This window comes from Baekduia alba, assembly GCF_028416635.1.
GTDB classification, from domain to species: Bacteria; Actinomycetota; Thermoleophilia; order Solirubrobacterales; family Solirubrobacteraceae; genus Baekduia; species Baekduia alba.
In genome coordinates this window covers 4,102,676-4,120,770 of sequence record NZ_CP114013.1, presented here as the reverse complement: position 1 = coordinate 4,120,770, position 18,095 = coordinate 4,102,676, and the positions used below count along the sequence as shown (strand labels likewise).

Annotated in this window: 15 protein-coding genes; 7 read left to right on the top strand and 8 right to left on the bottom strand. The window is 73.1% G+C overall.

Annotated elements, in window-relative coordinates; all coding sequences use genetic code 11:
- Positions 1-65: 65 nt before the first annotated feature.
- From DSM104299_RS20675 to DSM104299_RS20660, 4 genes are read right to left on the bottom strand one after another with little or no spacing between them, the layout of a single operon-like run.
- The gene (locus DSM104299_RS20675) at positions 66-1,049 is read right to left on the bottom strand and encodes an ABC transporter permease (protein ID WP_272473551.1); all 984 of its coding nucleotides are present in this window, start codon (positions 1,047-1,049) and stop codon (positions 66-68) included.
- Complete coding sequence (locus tag DSM104299_RS20670; RefSeq protein ID WP_272473550.1) at positions 1,046-3,586, bottom strand: ATP-binding cassette domain-containing protein; 2,541 nt, start codon at positions 3,584-3,586, stop codon at positions 1,046-1,048. The genes DSM104299_RS20675 and DSM104299_RS20670 overlap by 4 nt, the downstream gene beginning before the upstream one ends.
- 20 nt (positions 3,587-3,606) lie before the next feature.
- Positions 3,607-4,131: a nuclear transport factor 2 family protein gene (locus DSM104299_RS20665; RefSeq protein WP_272473549.1), complete on the bottom strand. Its 525-nt coding sequence runs from the start codon at positions 4,129-4,131 to the stop codon at positions 3,607-3,609.
- Positions 4,132-4,161: 30 nt separating this feature from the next.
- Positions 4,162-5,262 carry a substrate-binding domain-containing protein gene (locus DSM104299_RS20660; RefSeq protein ID WP_272473548.1) on the bottom strand — a complete coding sequence of 367 codons (1,101 nt, stop codon included), beginning with the start codon at positions 5,260-5,262 and terminating at the stop codon, positions 4,162-4,164.
- Between the two features lie 277 nt (positions 5,263-5,539).
- On the opposite strand from DSM104299_RS20660, the gene DSM104299_RS20655 reads away from it, so the two are divergent.
- Together DSM104299_RS20655 and DSM104299_RS20650 are read left to right on the top strand one after the other, a co-directional pair.
- Complete coding sequence (locus DSM104299_RS20655) at positions 5,540-6,664, top strand: substrate-binding domain-containing protein (RefSeq protein ID WP_272473547.1); 1,125 nt, start codon at positions 5,540-5,542, stop codon at positions 6,662-6,664.
- A gap of 105 nt (positions 6,665-6,769) precedes the next feature.
- Positions 6,770-7,405 (top strand): TetR/AcrR family transcriptional regulator, encoded by a 636-nt coding sequence (locus DSM104299_RS20650; protein ID WP_272473546.1) that lies wholly within the window; start codon positions 6,770-6,772, stop codon positions 7,403-7,405.
- Between the two features lie 46 nt (positions 7,406-7,451).
- On the opposite strand, the gene DSM104299_RS20645 is transcribed toward DSM104299_RS20650, so the two are convergent.
- Both DSM104299_RS20645 and DSM104299_RS20640 read right to left on the bottom strand, forming a co-directional pair.
- Positions 7,452-8,108, bottom strand: coding sequence for an SDR family NAD(P)-dependent oxidoreductase (locus tag DSM104299_RS20645; RefSeq protein ID WP_272473545.1), 657 nt, complete (start codon positions 8,106-8,108; stop codon positions 7,452-7,454).
- Between the two features lie 2 nt (positions 8,109-8,110).
- Complete coding sequence (locus DSM104299_RS20640; RefSeq protein ID WP_349294467.1) at positions 8,111-8,548, bottom strand: cupin domain-containing protein; 438 nt, start codon at positions 8,546-8,548, stop codon at positions 8,111-8,113.
- 139 nt (positions 8,549-8,687) lie between these two features.
- Between DSM104299_RS20640 and DSM104299_RS20635 the strand changes: the two genes are divergently transcribed.
- The 5 genes from DSM104299_RS20635 (at position 8,688) to DSM104299_RS20615 (ending at position 15,516) form a co-directional block, all read left to right on the top strand.
- The gene (locus tag DSM104299_RS20635; RefSeq protein WP_272473543.1) at positions 8,688-9,962 is read left to right on the top strand and encodes an acyl-CoA dehydrogenase family protein; all 1,275 of its coding nucleotides are present in this window, start codon (positions 8,688-8,690) and stop codon (positions 9,960-9,962) included.
- Between the two features lie 8 nt (positions 9,963-9,970).
- A complete protein-coding gene (locus DSM104299_RS20630; RefSeq protein ID WP_272473542.1) occupies positions 9,971-10,426 on the top strand; it encodes a nuclear transport factor 2 family protein in 456 nt (151 codons plus the stop codon).
- A 26-nt stretch (positions 10,427-10,452) separates the two neighbouring features.
- The gene (locus DSM104299_RS20625) at positions 10,453-11,943 is read left to right on the top strand and encodes an aldehyde dehydrogenase family protein (RefSeq protein ID WP_272473541.1); all 1,491 of its coding nucleotides are present in this window, start codon (positions 10,453-10,455) and stop codon (positions 11,941-11,943) included.
- A gap of 73 nt (positions 11,944-12,016) precedes the next feature.
- Complete coding sequence (locus tag DSM104299_RS20620) at positions 12,017-14,560, top strand: ATP-binding cassette domain-containing protein (protein WP_272473540.1); 2,544 nt, start codon at positions 12,017-12,019, stop codon at positions 14,558-14,560.
- On the top strand, positions 14,557-15,516 hold the full coding sequence (locus tag DSM104299_RS20615) for an ABC transporter permease (RefSeq protein WP_272473539.1): 960 nt from the start codon (positions 14,557-14,559) through the stop codon (positions 15,514-15,516). The genes DSM104299_RS20620 and DSM104299_RS20615 overlap by 4 nt, the downstream gene beginning before the upstream one ends.
- Here the strand turns inward: DSM104299_RS20615 and DSM104299_RS20610 are convergent, their stop codons facing one another.
- Together DSM104299_RS20610 and DSM104299_RS20605 are read right to left on the bottom strand one after the other, a co-directional pair.
- Entirely contained in the window at positions 15,517-16,281 is a 765-nt protein-coding gene (locus tag DSM104299_RS20610) for an enoyl-CoA hydratase/isomerase family protein (RefSeq protein ID WP_272473538.1), read from the bottom strand. It lies immediately after the preceding gene.
- Positions 16,278-18,092: an ATP-binding protein gene (locus DSM104299_RS20605; protein ID WP_272473537.1), complete on the bottom strand. Its 1,815-nt coding sequence runs from the start codon at positions 18,090-18,092 to the stop codon at positions 16,278-16,280. The genes DSM104299_RS20610 and DSM104299_RS20605 overlap by 4 nt, the downstream gene beginning before the upstream one ends.
- Between the last annotated feature and the right edge of the window lie 3 nt (positions 18,093-18,095).

The window sequence follows — 18,095 nt, the reverse complement described above, 5'->3', positions numbered from 1 at the left end:
AGTCGTCCGTCGACCGGGCGCGGCAGTACCTGGACACCCCTGTCCTGCTTGCGTACCTGAGCCGCTCACGGCGCTCCGTCCAGCGCGATCGACCGGCGGCGCCGCAGGGCCGCCGGCACCTTCAGGTGGCGGAAGCCGGTCGCGAATGCGATAGCCGCGCTCTGGACCAGGAACTGCGTGGAGCTCGGGGCGCCGAGGGCGAGCACGAGCGCGAGCAGCTGGGAGAGGAAGACGGCCGCCACGACGGTCGCCATCACGCTGCCGCGCCCACCGGTGAACGGCGTCCCTCCGACGACGACCGCGGCGATCACCGGCAGGAGGTAGCTGTCGCCCGCGTTGGGGATCGCCGTGGCGACGTAGCCGGCGAGCAGGATCCCGGCGATGCCGAAGCAGACGGCGGCGAGCGCGTAGGTCGCCACCTCGTAGCGGAGCACGGCGACTGCCGCGACACGTGCGGTCTCGGGGCTCTCGCCGACGGCGACGAAGCGCCGCCCGAACGTCGTGCCGCCGATGATCGCCGACACGAGCGCGACGACCGCGATCGCCACGAGCGCCGTGTTGGGGATGCCGAGGACGGCGCCGAGCGCGAACCGGTTCAGCCCCGCGGGCGCCCCGATCGGCACGCCGCCCGAGTAGGTCTGGATCGCGCCGAGCAGGAGCGCGTTGACCGCCAGCGTGGTCACCAGCGGCGTGATCCCCAGGCGCGTCACGATCAGCCCGGTCACGACGCCGATCAGCAGGCACACCAACAACGTCACGGCGATCGCGGGGACGACCGCGAGGTGGTGCTCGGCGGCGACCTTGCTCGTCACGATCCCCGACAGCGACATCACGCCGGCGACCGACAGGTCGATCCCGCGCTGGCGGATCACCAGCGTCTGGCCGATCGCGGCGATCGAGAGGATCGCGGCGAACGGCACCATCAGCCGGATCGCGTCTCCGCGCACGGTTGCGGGGGCGACGATCGCGCTGGCGAGAAAGAGCGCAGCGGTGGCGTACCAGACCCCGACGTACTCCGAGCGCGTCACGCGCTGGACGAGCGCGCTCATCGCGCGTGCTCCACCGACCGGCGCGCGATCGAGTAGGCCGCGACCGCGAGCAGGATCATCCCGCCCTGGAGGTAGGACTGCCACGCCGCGTCGAGCTGCAGGAACGTCGTCACCGACGTCACCTCCTGGAGGAGGAGGGCGCCGAGCAGGCACCCGATGAACGAGCCGCGGCCGCCGAAGATGCTGGCGCCGCCGATCACGGCGGCCGCGACGCTGGTCAAGGTGTAGTCCAACCCCGCGGACGGGTCGCCGGACCCGACCTGGGCCATCAGCAGGACGGAGGCGGCCGCCGCCAGCAGCGAGCAGCCGACGTAGGCGATCAGCCGGCGGACGGGCGGGCTGATCCCCGAGACGCGCGCGGCCTCCGCGTTGGACCCGACGGCGCGCAGCTCGATGCCGACCCGCGTGCGCGTCAGCGCGAGCTGCAGCCCGACGGCGACGACCACGGCGACCACGAACGCGGCGGGCACGATGCCCCAGCCGGTCGTGATCGTGGCGATGAGGTCGCTGGAGATCAGGCCGTCCGGCGTCGGGCGCAGCAGCAGCGAGATGCCCTGCAGCCCCATGTAGGTCACGAGCGTCGCGACCATCGGGTGCAGCTTGCCGAGGTCGACCAGCGACCAGTTCAGCGCGCCGACCGCGACGGCGACGACCACGAGCAGCACCCAGCCGACCGCGGCACGTCTGGCGCCCGCGCCCTCGGTCAGGAAGAACGACTCGATGACCACCAGCAGGCCCATCAGCGGCCCGACCGACAGGTCGATCCCGCCGACGAGCATCGCCAGCTGCTGGCCTATCGCCGCCAGCGCGAGCGTCGCGGTCAGCGCGAGGATCCCGACGAGGTTGCGCTCGGTCAGGAACAGGTCGTTGGCCGACATCGCGTAGAGCCCGAGCAGCAGGACGGCGAGCGCGACGATCAGCGGCGGCGCGCCGTCTCCGGCCAGCCACGACCGCAGCCGGTGACCGCGACCGCCGCGCTGCGCGGCGTCGCCGGCGCGTGCGGCCGTCGTCGTGGTCAGCAGCGCCGAGGCGATGTTGCGCTCGGTCACCGCGTCGCCGTCGAGCGTCGCGGTGACCTGCCCGCGCGAGAAGACGAGCACGCGATCGCAGAGCCCTTCGAGCTCGAGCGCGTCGGAGGCGAGCAGGACGATCGCGTGGCCGTCCTCCAGGTAGTCGCGCAGCACGCGGTAGATCTCGGTGCGTGCCCCGACGTCGACGCCCTGGGTGGGCTCGTCGGCCAGCAGCAGCCGGGGCTCGGTGGCCAGCGCCCCCGCCAGGACCGCCTTCTGCTGGTTGCCACCCGAGAGGCTGCCGATCGGCGTGTCGACGGTGGGCGTCTTGATGTCGAAGTCGGCGACGGCGGCCGCGGCCCGGCGGCGCTCGACGCGCGGCCGCAGCAGACCGTGTCGCGCGACCATGTCCAGCCGCCGCAGCGACAGGTTCTCCCGGACGCTGGCGTCGGCGAGGATCCCCTCGCGATGGCGGTCGTTGGGCACGTAGGCGATGCCGGGCCGGGCGGCGGGTCGCGCCCGGCGGGCGGCGAGCCGACGGCCCTCGAGCACGATCTCGCCGGTCGCCGGCGCGAGGCCCGCGAGCGCGCGCAGCAGCTCACGCTGCCCGTTGCCCTCGATGCCCGCCAGACCCAGGATCTCGCCGCGGCGCACGGTGACGTCGAGCGGCGCGAACCCCGGGCCGCCGAAGCCCTCGAGCTCGAGGACCGCCTCGGTGCCGACCGCCGAGTGGCGCGCCGGGAACGCCGCGGCGATCGGACGGCCCGCGATCAGCTCGACGATCTCGTCCTCGGTGAGGTCGCCGGCGCCGTAGGTCCCGCAGGAGGTGCCGTCGCGCAGGACCGTGAGCCGGTCGACGAGGCGCTGGACCTCCCGCAGGCGATGCGAGATGTAGACGATGGCCGTGCCCTGCGCGGCGAGCGCGCGGACGCGGGCGAAGAGCACGTCGACGTCGGTCGGCAGGAGATGCTCGGTCGGCTCGTCGAGGATCAGCACCGCGGGGCGCTGCGCGAGCGCCCGCGCGATCTCGACGACGAAGCGCTGGTCGGGCGCGAGCGTGTCGACGCGGTCGCCGGGCGCGAGCCCGCAGTCCTCGCGCCAGTCGCGGAGGCGGTCGCCGGCCCATGCCTCGAGCTCACGCAGGGAGCGCGGCCGGTGGACCTCGTCGAGCCCAGCCACCAGGTTCTCGGCCACGGTCAGGTCGGGCATCAGCTGCGGGTGCTGGCGGACGATCGCGACGCCCAGCCGGCGGGCCTGCGACGGGTCGCCGGACTGCTCGAGGGCGACGCCGTCGACCCGCACGTGGCCGTGGTCGGCGGCCAGGGCGCCGGAGGCGATCGCCATCAGCGTCGACTTGCCGGCGCCGTTCTCCCCGACCAGGCCGTGGATCTCGCCCGCCGCGACGTCGAGGCTCACGCGGTCGAGCGCCTGGACGCCGGGGAACGCCCGGCTGACCTCGGTGAGCAGCAGGCGCGTGCCGGCGGCCCGGCGGTCGACGACCCCCGCCGCAGCGGGAGTCGTCGACACGGAGGAGGAGCCGGACCGGGTCACGACACCGGGGCCTCGTTGATATAGCGGTCGGGGTACCAGCCGCCCTCGTGCGAGGCCATCACCTTCAGGTCGACGCGGACGGTCTGGAACTTCCAGACCCCGTCGACCTTCCGATACGTGTCCGTCTGGAAGCCGCCGAGCCACGCGGACGTCGGCGCTCCGTCGATCTTGCGGATGCACGGCATCAGCCAGTGCCACTTGCCCGACGCGGTCTCGAGGTCGTCGTTGACCGTGATGTCGGGCGACACCATGATGTGCAGCACCCACTGGTAGAGCTCTCCGTTGAGCTCCCAGAAGCGCTGGATGCCTTCGTGGCCGTGGAAGGCGCCGGTGCCAGGCGCGCCCTCCCAGCGCTCGTCGACGTCGGTGAAGATGCCCTCCCACGTCCCGTCCTCGGCCCACAGCGCGGTGAGGTCGTCGGTGGGGTAGCCGGCGTCGGTCAGCTGGATGTGGCGGTACTTGAGGCGCTTGATCTCCTCAGCCGCCTCGAGCTTGGCCACGCGCGTCTCCAGGTCGCTCATGTCAGCGTCTCCTTGGTTGGGGTGTGTTGGCTAGTTGAAGATCGCTCGGAGCTGGTCCGGCGAGAGGTCGGAGCCGAGCGCGGCGTCGTCGGGCAGCGACGTGTCGCAGGTCGGCGGCTTGCCGGCCGACGTGTCGATGCCGTTGACGAGCTGGACGGTCCCGGGCTCGGGGTCCTTGACCTCGTTGAAGAGCGCCAGGCCCTTGCGCAGGGAGTGCCGGATGACCGTCGTCTGACCGTCGACCGACAGGAACGGGAACTTGCCGTTCTTGGCCCAGTAGCAGCTGATCCCGTTGGAGCTGGCGAACGCGGCGAGCGCCGGCAGCTTGAGGTGCGCCTGCTTGTAGGCGTTGAGCGTCCCGTAGTCGATCGTCCCGTAGTCGGAGACGACCGCGTCGATGCGCCCGTACTTGGCCAGCAGCCCGGCCATCACGCGCTGGCGCTGTCCGGCGTTCCAGTTGGTGTCGACGACGTGGTCGACGACGAGCTTGAGGTCGGGGTGCGCGGCCAGGCCCTTCTTCAGCGCGTCGAACAGCGTCTTGGAGGACTGCGCGCCGGGGATCCCGCCGAGGAACACGACCTTGCCGTTCGGCGTCGTCTTCTCCAGCCAGTCGGCCCACTGCTTGCCGACGGCGTCCATGTCGGGGTTGACGTCGCCGGCGATGTCCTGGGGGACCTTGGCGCCGAGCGCGTCGATCTGGGTGATGACGGTGACGCCGGCACGCGTCGCCGCCCGCAGCGCGGGCAGCTGGGCGGGGCCGAACTCGGGCATGACGACGAGGACGTTGACGCCTTGGGCGACGAGGCCGTTGAGGTCGGCGATGCCCTTGGTCTGGTTGCCGCGGGCGTCGGTGAACAGGACCTTCTTGATGTTGGGGCACTTGGCCGCTTCGTCCTTCAGCGTGGCCAGCGTGATCTTGGTCCACGTGTCGCCGGCGCCCTTGGCGAAGCCGACCGTGATCGGCTTGGTGCCGCACACGCCGCCGGCCGCCGCGCCGGTCTTCGACGCGGGCGCCGTCGTCGCGCCGCCAGACGCGTCGCTGTTGCTGCTGCCGCCACATCCCGTCGCCGCGGCTGCGACCAGCAGCGCTGCCAGCGACGCGACAGACCCCCGAGCTGCACTCGAGCGCATCTCTCCACCTCTCTCCGTGAGCCGCAGCGACCGTTCGCCTCGGCTGCATTGACGTAGGGCAGCGTAGGCAAACTTACGCTTGTTCGTCAACTTCGACGTAACGACACGGCGCTGTGGATCACGGAAAGACCTGCAAAATCGCCTAATATGAATTTGGAGTTGAAAACGAACGCTTGCTTGTTTACGGTCCGTCTTGGTCCGGATGGTCCGGTCGCGGGTCCTGGAGAGAGGGCGTGGAGGAGTCATGAGGGTGCACCGACAGGTCAGGCTGGCCGCGATGACGGGAGCGAGCGCGCTTGCCGCGGTCTCCATCGCCGCGTGCGGCGCGACGAGCAAGACGAGCAAGACGGGCGACGGCGCGAGCGCCGACGCGGCGGCCGCGACGCAGAAGTCCGAGGCCGCGATCGCCGCCTCGGCGGGGCCCGACGGGCGCCCGGACATCACCCGGTTCTGCGGCACCAAGCCGCTGAAGGTCGCGCTGGTCGACGGCTTTGGCGGCAACGGGTGGCGCAAGATCGTCCGCGCCGAGTACGAGGACGAGGCGGCCAAGTGCTCGAACATCGAGAAGCCGCTGTACGTCGACGCCAACGGTGATCCGCAGAAGTACATCTCGGGGGTCGACGCGCTCGTGGCCCAGGGGGTCGACGTCATCATCGGCTTCGACGACTTCGGCAGCGCGACGCTGTCGGCGCTGCGCAGGGCCTACAAGAAGGGCGTCGCGGTCGTGCCGTACAACGCCGACCCGGGCGGGACGATCGGCAAGGACTACGCGGACTTCATCTCGGTCGACGACAAGACGCTGATCAAGCAGTGGGTCGCCTGGATGGCATCGGCGCTCGGGGGCAAGGGCAACCTGCTCTTCGTGGGCGGCACGCCCGGCAACCCGCAGGACACCAAGTGGCTCGGTGTCCTCAAGGAGGAGCTCGCGGCGACGCCGGGCCTCAAGCTGCTGCAGTCGACGTTCCTGGAGACCAAGTTCGACGCGGCGTCGGTCCAGCAGGCGGTGGCCGGAGCGCTGGGCAAGTACCCCAAGATCGACGGGTACTTCTCCTCCTACGGGACGGCCATGACGGGTGCCGTGCGCGCCTATCGCAACGCCGGCAAGCCGATGGTGCCGATCGCGACCGTGGCCAGCGCCAACGAGCTCGGCTGCGTCTGGGCCGCTGAGCCCAAGCGGTTCCCGCTGCTGTCGATGGACGAGACGCCGACGCTCGCCCGCATCGCGCTGCGCAAGGCGGTCGCGATCAAGAACGGCGTCAGCGACGACGAGCCCGCCGGCTACCAGGTGCAGCCGTTCATGGACACGCGCGGCGGCAAGGACCCGCGGTGCGACAAGGGCCTGCCGCCCGACGCCGACCTGTCGTCGAGCCTGACGTCCGCGCAGTTGGAGAAACTGTTCTAGGTCGCATCGCGAAGCCGAGGGGCGGCCGCTGGGCGGCCGCTCCGCGCCGTCGCGCTTACTGCTAAGCTGAAAACGAGCGCTTGTTCGTCCCAGGGAGCTAACCCATTGCCGCGCAACGGAGCCATCACCGCAGAAGCCATCCGCGGGTCCGCGATCCGGCTGTTCTGCCAGCACGGCTACGAGGCCACGTCGCTGCGCGACCTCGCCTCGGACGTCGGCATCAAGGTCGGCAGCCTGTACAACCACATCAGCTCCAAGGAGGAGCTGCTGTACTCGATCATGAGCGGGATCATGCGCGACCTCCTCGACGAGGTGAACGCCGCGCTGGCCACGCAGACCGAGCCCGTCGACCGCCTGCGCACCGCGGTGGAGCTCCACGTCGCGTTCCACGCCGTGCGGTCGCAGGAGGTCTTCATCGGCAACTCGGAGCTGCGCGCGCTTCCGCCGGTCAAGCGCGCCGCGGTGGTCGAGCAGCGCGACGAGTACGAGCAGCTGCTGCGGAAGATCGTCAGCGACGGCGTCGACGCCGGCGTCTTCCACGTCAGCGACGTGCGGCTGGCGACCTACGGCATCGTCGCGATAGGCACACAGGTCGCCGACTGGTACCAGCCGGGCGGCCGCATGTCGCTCGCGGAGATCGCCACCGTCTACTCCGACTTCGTGCTGCGGTCGCTGACCAACGACCAGCGCCAGGTCGAGCTCGGGCAGATGCTCGCGCCGCTGGTCAGCGAGGGCGGCTAGGAGGCGACGGCGGCACCGGCGCGCGCCGGCGCCGCCCTCAGGCCCCTCAGGCGCGACCGCGGTAGACCAGCTCGCGCTCCCACGCCTCCCGCGGCTGGCGATGCAGCCGCCAGTACGCGTCGGCGATCTCGTCGGGGTCGAACGGGCCGCCGGGCTCGACGGGGCCGCAGACCGTCACGGTCGCGACGTGCAGGCCGCGCTCGCCGTAGTGGGCGTCGAGCAGCTGCGCGAGCGCGCGGATGCCGGCCTTGCCGAGCGAGAGGCTGACCAGGTCGAACAGCGGCTCCGGCATCCCGCCGGTGAGGAGCACCGTCCCCGCGCCGGCGTCCGCCATCGCGGGCGCGACCGCGGCGACGGCCGTGACCGCGCCGGCGACGTTGACCGCCCAGGCGTCGCGGTGTTCGTCGACCGTCAGGTCGCCGGGCTGGTCGGAGCGGATCTGCGCGGCGTTGTAGACGAGGACCTCGGGGACGCCGTGGCGCTCCACGGCCTGGGCCAGCGCGGCGCGCAGCCCCTCGTCGTCGGTGCTGTCGGCGACGAGGCTGAGCGCCGTGCCGCCCGCGTCGACGACGGTGCGCGCGCTCGCCTCGAGCGTCGCGGCGGAACGGGCCAGCAGCGCGACGGGCAGGCCCTCGCGGGCGAAGCGCCGCGCGACGGACGCGCCGATGCCGGGGCCGGCGCCGATGACGATCGCTCCGGCCATGGTCAGCTCCGTCCCGCGCGCAGCGTGTCGGCGTGGACGTCGCGGCCAGGGCCGGGCAGGTTGACCACGATGTTGTCGGGGGTGCGCGCCGTGATGTAGACGAGCGGCTCGGTGTCGCTCATGTTGCCCTCGATGTGCGGGACGAACGGCGGGACGAAGCAGAAGTCGCCCGCCCCCATGTCGATGAACTCGGAGTAGTCCGCGCCGAAGTAGATGCGCGCCCGGCCCGACAGCACGAAGCCTCCCGTCTCGGCCTCGCCGTGGTGGTGCGGCGCCGACCACTCGCCGGGCGCGTTCTCGACGCGGCCCATCCAGATCCGGCTGGCGCCGGTCGCGGCCCCGACGCCGAGCAGCCGCCGCGCGCCCTCGGTCTGAGCGGTCTGCGTCAGGACGTCGCTCCCGCGCGTTAGGACGATTGGCGCTTCCGACAAGGCGGTCATGGCCTCTCCAGTTCGGTCGATGGACGGCGTGAGATTAGCAAACGGACGCTTGTTCGTAAAAGGCGCTTGACTTTCCCTTTGGGATCCGTCTAGTGTCCAAACGAACAAGCGTACGTTTTTCAGCCTGGAGAGGAGAGGCATGCCGATCGACTTCACCCCGAGTACCGAGCAGGAGGAGCTCCGCGCCGGTGCACGCGAGTTCGCCCAGACGGTGTTGACCGAGGTCAAGGCCGCGACGGCCGGGCTGGCGGAAGCCGACGAGCGCTTCTACGCGCTGCGGCCGTTCTACCGCGAGATGGTCCGCGCCGGGTTCCTCAAGGGGCTGCTCCCCACGTCGGTCGGCGGCACCTACAGCGGGCTGCTGAACCAGGCCATCGGCGGCGAGGAGGTCGCCTGCGTCGACATCAACGTCCCGTGCACGCTGTTCTCCTGTGGCCTGGGCCTGCAGCCGATCATCCAGTTCGGCACCCAGGAGCAGCAGGAGCGCCTGCTCGCGCCGTTCCTCGTCGACGACGGCGAACCGCTGGCGGCCTTCGCGTTCACGGAGGTCGGCGGCGCCGCGAACTTCGACTCGCCCGATCCCACGGCGGGCATCCAGACGATCGCCACGCTCGACGGCGACGAGTGGGTCATCAACGGGTCCAAGCAGTTCACCACCAACGGGACGGGCTGGGACGGCCTGGGCGCCGACCTCTTCACGGTCGTCTGCCGCACCGACGCCGATCTGCCGCCGCAGGAGTCGCTGGCGGTCATCGCGGTCGACGGCCGCCGCCCGGGCATCCGCGTCGACGGCTGGCTCGAGACCATCGGCCACCGCGCCGCGCTGTCGCCGCGCGTGCACTTCGAGAACGTGCGCGTCCCCGCCGGCAACCTCATCGGCCAGCCGGGCGACGGCATCGAGATCCTGTCGCGGACGTTCTCGTGGACGGCGCCGATGGTCGGCACGGGCAGCGTCGGCGTGATGCGGGCGGCGTTCGACTGCGCGCTGGAGTTCACGCGCAGCGAGCGGCGCCTGGGCGCGTCGCCCCTGATCGACCATCAGAACGTCGGCTACATGCTCGGCGACATCAAGACGCGGATCGAGGCGTCGCGGTACCTGACCTGGAAGGCCGCCCACTACTTCGACGTCACCGGTGGCGCCGGGCAGGAGCTGCCGGTCATGGCCAAGGTCTTCTGCTCGGAGACCGCGGTGCAGGTGGTGTACGACGCGATGCGCGTCGTCGGCGTCGAGAGCTACGCGGCGCACCTGCCGCTGGCCGGGCTGATGCAGGACGCGCTGGCGTTCCCGCTCTACGACGGCGGCAACATGGGCATGCGCCGCCGCCAGATCCACGACTTCCTGCGCGCCGACGGGTACGACCCGCTGGCGGGCGCGGCCAGCGTGGCGTCGGTGCCGAGCCCGGCACGGGTGTGAGCGGATCGATGTCCGAGCTCGAGCCGGCGCTCGACGCCGTCCTGCGGTTCGCCGCCGGCCAGGACCTGGGCGACCGCGAGCTCTACGAGTCGGCCTTCGCCGCCGACGCGGTCCTCGACTTCCGCCACCCGGCCGCGCGCTTCGGCGCCGAGGTCCCGCTGATGGAGGGGCGCGACGTGATCATGGAGATCGCGTTCCCGGCGACCCGGCACCTGGTCACGACGCACGTGGTCACCAACGGCCGGTTCACGCCGACCGAAGACGGCGATCGCGGTCGCGTCCACGCGCTGGTCGCCGCCACGCACGTCGACCCGGAGCGCCCGGAGCGCCGGCTGCTCCTGCAGAACCACTACTTCGTGGACGTCGTCCGGGACACCCCGGGCTGGCGGATCGCGCATCTGGTCATCGAGAACGCCTGGTCGACGGGCGACGCCGAGGTCCTGTTCGGCGCCGCGGCGGCCTGAGACAGACAGCAAGGGAAAGGGACGTCATGTCAGCAACAGAGAGCACCGCCGTCGATGCAGCGCTGGCCGCCGTGCCGCGCGGGCTCTTCATCGGAGGGGCCTGGGTCGAGGCCACCGGCGGAGGGGTGATCCCGGTCGTCGACCCGTCGACCGGCGAGGAGATCATGGAGATCGCCGCGGGCACCGCGGCCGACGTCGACCTCGCGGTCGCGGCGGCTCGCGACGCGTACGAGAACGGCCCGTGGACGCGCCTCTCGCCGTCCGAGCGCGGGCGCATCGTCTGGCGCATCGCCGAGCTCGTCGAGGAGCACGGGGAGGAGCTCGCGCTGCTCGAGACGCTCGACGTCGGCAAGCCGATCGCGGCCTCGCGGGCGGCCGACGTGCCGCTGACCGCCGACTACTTCCGCTACATGGCGGGCCTCGCCACGAAGATCACCGGCGAGACGGTGGCGATCTCCACGCCCGGCGAGTGGCACAGCTTCACCGTGCGCGAGCCGCTGGGCGTCATCGGCCAGATCATCCCGTGGAACTTCCCGATGCTGATGGCGGCGTGGAAGCTGGCGCCGGCCCTGGTGACCGGCAACGCCGTGGTGCTCAAGCCGGCCGAGGACACGTCGCTGACCGCGCTGCGGCTCGCGCAGCTGGCCCAGGAGGCCGGCGTCCCGGACGGCGTCGTCAACGTCGTCACGGGCTACGGGCACGTGGTCGGCGTGGCGCTCGCCGGCCATCCCGACGTCGACAAGATCGCGTTCACCGGCTCGACCGAGACCGGGCGCGAGATCGTGCGCGCCGCGGCCGGCAACCTCAAGAAGGTGTCGCTGGAGCTCGGTGGCAAGTCCCCCAACATCATCTTCGGCGACGCCGACCTCTCGCAGGCGATCCCGACCTCGGCCGACGCGATCTTCTACAACGCGGGCGAGTCCTGCGTGGCGGGCTCGCGGCTCTACGTGCACCACGACGTCTACGACGAGGTGATCGACGGGCTGGCCGTCCGCGCGAAGGCGATCCGCGTCGGGCCCGGTCTCGATCCGGAGACCGAGATGGGGCCGCTGACCTCGCGCCGGCACCTCGACCGCGTCCGCGGCTTCCTGGAGTCCGGCGCGGCCGAGGGCGCGGAGGCCGTCGCGGGCGGCGTGCGCGACGGGGCGGGGGACGGCGACGGCTTCTTCGTCGACCCCACCATCCTGGTCAACACCCGCCCCGACATGAAGGTCGTGCGCGAGGAGATCTTCGGACCGGTGCTCGTGGCGCAGGGCTTCGACGACGTCGACGAGGTCGTCGCGCTGGCCAACGACTCGCAGTTCGGCCTGGCGGCCGGCGTCTGGACCAAGGACCTCGCCACCGCCCACCGCATGGTCAGGCGCCTGCGGGCCGGCTCGGTGTACGTCAACTCCTACACCGTCACCGATCCCGCGCTCCCGTTCGGCGGCTTCCGCCAGTCCGGCTGGGGCCGTGAGCACGGCCGCGAGGTGCTCGAGCTCTACACCGAGCTCAAGTCCGTCGCGGTCGCGATCTAGGTCCCCGCCTCGCCGTCCCGTCCACCGTTCCGGGCCCTCCGTCATGGAGGGCCCGGACGACCCCTGCGTGAACATGATCATCGACGCTGACCAGCAGCAGCCAACGGCGACCGCGACCGCACCGCCTGGGGAGCGCGCGCTCGCGATCCACGGCGTGGACAAGCGCTTCCCGGGCGTGCACGCGCTGAAGGGCGTCACGCTCGACGTGCGGGCGGGGGAGGTCCACGCGATCGTCGGCGAGAACGGCGCCGGGAAGTCCACGCTGATGGCCGTCGCGGCCGGTGTGCTGGCCTGCGACGCGGGGACGATCGAGCTCGGCGGGATCCGCGTCGAAGGCGCCGACCCCGAGACGATCCGGGCGCTGGGGTTGGCGATCGTCTACCAGGAGCCCGCGCTCGTGCGGGACCTCACGGTGGCCGAGAACGCGCTGCTGACGCTGCCGCCGCAGCTGCGCGTTGCGGCCGACGCCGACGGCGTCGCCGGCGTGGCCGCGCTGCTCGCGCCGTGGCGCGCGCCGACCGCGCTGGATCCGCGCTCGTTCGTGCGCGACCTGGCGCCCGACGAGCGCTTCATCGTCGAGATCGCGCGCGCCCTGGCCGGGCAGCCACGCGTGCTCGTGCTCGACGAGCCGACCGAGCACCTGCTCGCCGAGGACGTCGAGCGGCTCTTCGCCGCCGTGCGCGCGCTCACCGCCGCCGGCGGGGCCGTCATCTACATCTCGCACCGCATCCCGGAGGTGCGCGAGATCGCTGATCGCATCACGGTCCTGCGCGATGGCGCGGTGCGCAGCACGCTCGACGCCGCCGCGGTCTCCGAGGACGAGGTCGTGGCGCTGATCGTGGGCCGCGAGCTCGCGTCGCGCTTCCCGCCCAAGGCGGCCGCCGGGGTGCTCGGCGTCCCGCGCCTGGAGCTGCGCGAGCTGCGCGGCGCGGGCCTCGACGGCGCCACGCTCGCCGTCGGAGCCGGCGAGATCGTCGGCCTGGCGGGGATCGTCGGCCAGGGCCAGCGCGAGCTGCTGCGGACCGTCGCCGGGCTCACGCCGACCGACGGCGAGATCCGGGTCGACGGCCGCGCGACGCGCCTGCGCACCTCGGCCGCGGCCGAGCGAGCGGGCATCGTCTACGTGCCCGCCGACCGGCACGCCGAAGGCGTCTTCCCGGCGCTGTCGGTGCGCGAGAACCTGATGGTCCGGGGCCTGCGGAGCGTCGCGCGCGCCGGGTTCGTGCGCGCCGACGCCGAACGGGCCGCCGCCGGGCAGCTGCGCGCCGCCTTCGGGATCAAGACACCCGGGCTCGAGGCCGGCATCGACACGCTGTCGGGAGGCAACCAGCAGAAGACCGTGCTCGCCCGCGCGCTGCCGACCGACCCCGCGATCCTGCTCGCCGACGAGCCCAGCCAGGGCGTCGACGTCGGCGCGCGGGCCGAGATCTACGACATCCTGCGCGCGAGCGCCGACGGCGGCGCGTGCGTCCTTCTGGCGAGCTCCGACAACGCGGAGCTCGAGGGCCTGTGCGATCGCGTGCTCGTGGTCTCGCGCGGGCGGGTGATCGCGGAGCTCGCCGGGGACGACGTGCGCGAGGCGGCGATCACGCACGCGGTGCTGACCTCGACCGCCGCGCGGCGCGACGCCGGCCATGGCGACCGCAGCCCCGGAGCCGCCGTCCGCCTGCGGCGGCTGCTGCGCTCCGATCGCGCGCCCGCCGCGGTCCTCGTCGTCGCGATCCTCGCCCTGGCCCTGTGGGCGATCTCGGTCGACGCGAGCTACCTGTCGGCCACGAACGTCACGTCGGTGCTGACGCTCTTCGCGGCGCTCGCGTTCGTCGCGCTCGGCCAGCAGCTCGTGATGCTCACCGCCGGCATCGACCTGTCGGTCGGTCCGCTCACCGGCCTGCTGGTCGTGGTCGCGTCGTTCGAGCTGTCGGAGGACCGCACGAGCCTCGGGCTCTGGATCGGCATCGCCGTGCTCGTCGGCGTCGCCGTCCTCGTCGGCGCCGTCAACTGTGCCCTGATCGTGGTCGCGCGCATCGACCCGATGATCGCCACGCTCGTGTCCTACATGGCGCTGCAGGGCGTGTCGCTGCTCCTGCGCCCGGAGCCCGGCGGGACGATCTCGACGTCGCTCGCCGACACCGTCGACGCCACCGTCGGGCCGATCCCGATCGCGGCGATCGTCGCCGCGGCGGTCGGCCTCGCGCTCGAGCGCGCGCTGCGACGACGACGCTGGGGCTGGCAGGTCCGGGCCGTCGGCTCGGACCGCGGCGCGGCCGCACGCGTCGGGATCCGCACCGGGCGCGTCCTGCTCGGGGTCTACGGCGGGTGCGCGCTGCTGACGCTCTGCGGCGCGCTGATGCTGATGGGTCAGGTCGGCTCGGGCGACCCGAACGCCGGCACGTCCTACACCTTCGCGAGCATCGCCGCGGTCGTGCTCGGCGGCGCGAGCATCTTCGGCGGACGCGGCTCGTTCCTCGGGGCGCTGGCCGGCGCGCTGCTCGTCGTCCAGATCAACACCGTCGCGGTGTTCGTGCGGCTTGACGACGCCTGGCAGCTGTACCTGCTCGGCGGGCTGACCGTGCTCGCCGCCGGCTGCTACTCGCTGGCGCGGGGTGAGCAGGCATGACCGTTCCGCGTGGAGCCGGGGTCTGGCTGGGCCTCGCCGGCCTGCTCGTGCTGAGCGCGGTGCTCGCGCCGGGCACGCTGCGCGGCTCGTCGATCTCGTCGATGCTCCCGTTCGCCGCCGTGCTCGCGATCGTCGCCATCGGCCAGACGCTCGTCGTCCAGCAGGGCGGGATCGACCTGTCGGTGCCCGGCGTCATGTCGATGGCGGCGGTGGTCGTGACGCGCTTCCCGGCCGGTCACGACGGCCGGCTGGTCGGCGGCATCGCCCTCGCGCTCGCCGCGGCCGCGCTCGCGGGCCTGTTCACCGGGCTGGTGGTGACGCGCCTGCGCGTCTCGCCGATCGTCGCGACGCTGGCGGTCAACGCGCTGCTGGCGGGCATCGTGCGCTCCTACTCCGGCGGCGTCCCGACCGGGGCGCCGCACGCGCTCAGCGACTTCGCGCTGGCCAAGACCATGGGGATCTCCAACACGGTGCTCGTCGCGGCGGCGTTCGCGCTCGTCGCCCGCGTGCTGCTGGCCCAGACGATCGCGGGTCGGCGCTTCGTCGCGTGCGGCGCCGCGCCGCGCACGGCGCTGGCGTCGGGGATCCCCGTCGGGCGCTTCGTGCTGACCGGCTACGTCGCCGCGGCGCTCTGCTACGCGGCGGGCGCGATCCTGCTCACGGGCTACGTGCAGTCGCCGAGCATCACGAGCGGCGACGCCTACCTGCTGGCCCCGATCGCGGCGGTCGTGGTCGGGGGCACCGCGCTCGGGCGCGGGAAGGCGAGCGTGATCGGGAGTGTCGGCGGCGCGCTGTTCCTCAGCCAGCTGACGCAGCTGATCCTCGGTCTCGGCGCGCCGACGGCCCTGCAGCTGCTGGTCCAGGCCGCCGTGATCGGCGTGGCCGTCGGCGCCCCGGGCCTGCGGCCGCAGCGGCTGGTCCGCCGGCGTCGCGCGCCGGCGGCCGCCGCGTCCTGATCAGGTGCGCTCGAGGAACTGCGCGACGCCGGCGCGGAAGTCCGCCGACGTCATGAAGGCGCCGCGCATGGCGCGCCCGAGCTGGGTCGCGCCGTCGACGTCGAGGCGCTCGGCCTCGTTCATGAGCTCCTTGCCGAGGCGCAGCGGGTCGCGGCCGAGGCCGGCGAGGTCGGTCGCCAGCGCGCGGGCCTGCGCGAGCAGGTCGTCGGCGGCGACGAGGCGGTGGGCGAGGCCGAGCGCGACCGCCTCGCCGGCGTCGACGCGCCGGCCGGTCAGCGCGAGCTCGCGCGCGGCGCGGTGGCCGACGGCGCGCGCGAGCGTGCCGTAGACGATCGCCGGGAAGAGGCCGATCCGGATCTCCGACATGCCGAGCGCGGTGCCCTCGGCGAGCAGGGCGACGTCGGCGGCGGCGACGATCGCGCAGCCGCCGGCCAGCGCGTGGCCGTGGGCGGCGACGATCGTCGGCAGCGGGAGCGTGACGAGCGTGCGGACCAGCTCGGCCCAGACGCGGCCGCTGTCGTGGTAGACCGCCGCCGAGTCGTCCAAGCTGGTGCGGAACTCCTGCAGGTCTCCGCCGGAGCAGAACGACTTGCCGTTGCCGCGCAGGAGGACGACGCGCGTGTCGGGGTCCTCCGCGGCGCGGCGCAGCTCCTCGACGAGGCGCGCGGCGAGCTCGTAGCTCAGCGCGTTGCGCGTGTCGGGGCGGTCGAGCACGAGCTCGACGACGCCGCCGTCGGCGTGCAGGACGCTCAGCCCGTCGCTCATGCGGCCACCACCACGAGCACGTCGCCGGGGCCGACGCCGTCGCCCTCGGCGACGCGCACCTCCGCGACGGTGCCGTCGTGCTCGGCCGTGATCTCCTGTTCCATCTTCATCGCCTCGATGACGCACAGCACATCCCCGCGACGGACCGTCTCACCGACGGTCGCGTGCAGGAGCAGGATCCGGCCCTGCATCGGCGCCGTGACCGCGCCGGCGGTGACCGTGGACGAGGCGGCGCCGGGGGACGCGACGGCGAGGGCGGGGGCGCCGTCGCTGGGGGCGGCGCCGGCGGCGCGGCGCGGCGCGAAGGCCGGCGGCGCGGTCACGGCGGTCGGGCCGGCGTCGGCGGCGGGAGCCTCGGCCGAGGGCACCCAATAGTCGCGACCGTTGACCGTCACCACGTCGCGGCCCGGCGCGCGCGCCGCGGGCTCGGGCTCGGGTTCGGGCTCGGCGACGCGCGGCGGCGCCGCCGGGACGATCTCGGCGTGCTGCTCCAGCCACGGCGTCGCGTGGGCGACGGCCTCGAAGTCCGGATGGGCGAGGACGGCGGCCAGCGCGGGCGCCGTCGTCGGCACGCCCTCGACGACCAGCTCGTCGAGCGCGCGGCGGGCGCGTCGCAGCGCGGAGGCGCGGTCCGGAGCCCAGACGACGAGCTTGGCGATGAGGTTGTCGTAGCGGTCGCTCACGACGTCGCCAGCCTCGTAGCCGGTGTCGACGCGGATGCCCGGGCCGTGGGGGAGCGTGAGCCGGCGGATCGGCCCCGGCGCGGGCAGGAAGCGCCCGCCGGCGGGCTCCTCGGCGTTGAGGCGCAGCTCGATCGCGTGGCCGCGCGGAGCGCTGTCGTGCACGTGCGCGGCGAGCGGCTCGCCGGTGGCGACGCGCAGCTGCTCGGCGACGAGGTCCAGGCCGGACACGGCCTCGGTGACCGTGTGCTCGACCTGCAGCCGGGTGTTCATCTCCAGGAAGTAGAAGCGGCCGTCCTCGTAGAGGAGCTCGACGGTGCCCGCGCCGACGTAGCCGACCGCCTGGGCGACGGCCACGGCGGCCTCGGCCATCGCAGCTCGCACGTCCGGGGCCAGGCCGGGGGCGGGCGCCTCCTCGACGAGCTTCTGGTGCCGGCGCTGGATCGAGCAGTCACGGTCGCCGACGGCGACGCAGGTGCCGTGGGCGTCGGCGAGCAGCTGGACCTCGAGATGGCGCGGTGCGAGCAGGTAGCGTTCGATGTACAGGCGGTCGTCGCCGAAGGCGGCCGCGGCCTCGCGCGCCGCGGCCGCGACGAGCCGCGCGGCGTCCGCGGCGCGCTCGATCACGCGCATGCCGCGTCCGCCGCCGCCGGCCGAGGCCTTGACCGCGACCGGCCAGCCGTGCTCGTCGCCGAAGGCGACGACCTCGTCGTGGCCGGTGAGCGGAGCGGTCGTCCCCGGGACGACCGCGACGCCGGCGGCCGTGGCGGCGCGCCGCGCGCTGACCTTGTCGCCCATCGCGGCGATCGCCTCGGGCGGCGGGCCGATCCAGGTCAGCCCGGCGTCCTGCACGGCGCGCGCGAAGCCCGCGTGCTCGGCGAGGAAGCCGTAGCCGGGGTGGACGGCGTCGGCGCCCGCGGCGCGCGCGGCCGTGATGACCGCCTCGACGTCGAGGTAGGTCTCGGCCGCCGACGCGCCGGGAAGGTGGACGGCGTCGTCGGCGACGCGCACGTGCAGCGCACCGGCGTCGAGGTCGGAGTGAAGGGCGATGGCGCGCAGTCCGAGGTCCCGGCAGGTGCGGGCGATGCGGACGGCGATCTCGCCGCGGTTGGCGATCAGAATGGTCTTCATAAC